The sequence below is a fragment of the Caballeronia mineralivorans PML1(12) genome (genome assembly GCF_001028175.1).
GTDB classification, from domain to species: Bacteria; Pseudomonadota; Gammaproteobacteria; order Burkholderiales; family Burkholderiaceae; genus Caballeronia; species Caballeronia mineralivorans.
This window is the reverse complement of the sequence record NZ_AEJF01000282.1, coordinates 1-481: the sequence shown is the minus strand read 5'-3', so window position 1 is coordinate 481 and position 481 is coordinate 1. Positions and strand designations below refer to the sequence as shown.

The window sequence follows — 481 nt, the reverse complement described above, 5'->3', positions numbered from 1 at the left end:
CGGCTTGCTTCCTGCAACTCCAGCATTAACGTCTGACGTCCCGCGTTCAGTAGTGCTTCACTCATTGCTCTCTCCGGTTATGATCACATCGATCCCTTTCTCTTCCAGCGCCTGACGAAACGCCGGATCGATACCTGCGTCGGTAATCAGCTTATCGACGCTTTCAAGACTGCAAACTACGTTGGGGCTTTTACGGCCAAACTTTGATGAGTCCGCCATCAAAATCACTTCGCGCGCGGCATTGCACATTGCCTTACTGACGGTATAAACCTCGTTAAAGGTGGTTACGCCCGCATTGAGATCGATGCCGTCGGTGCCCATAAACAATTTATCGAAGGTGAAATGCTCGAAGGCATTCTCTGCCAGTTGCCCGTGAAATGAGGCCGATTTTTTGCGAAACGTTCCGCCTGGCATCAGGATAGTTTGTTCGTTATCCAGTTCGGATAGCGCATTGACGATATGCAGGCTGTTGGTCATCACC

At 50.7% G+C, this 481-nt stretch carries 1 pseudogene; it reads right to left on the bottom strand.

What is annotated here, in order from left to right:
• Positions 1-57 precede the first annotated feature (57 nt).
• Positions 58-481: pseudogene (locus EOS_RS42675) on the bottom strand (glucitol operon DNA-binding transcriptional repressor SrlR); the annotation flags it as partial.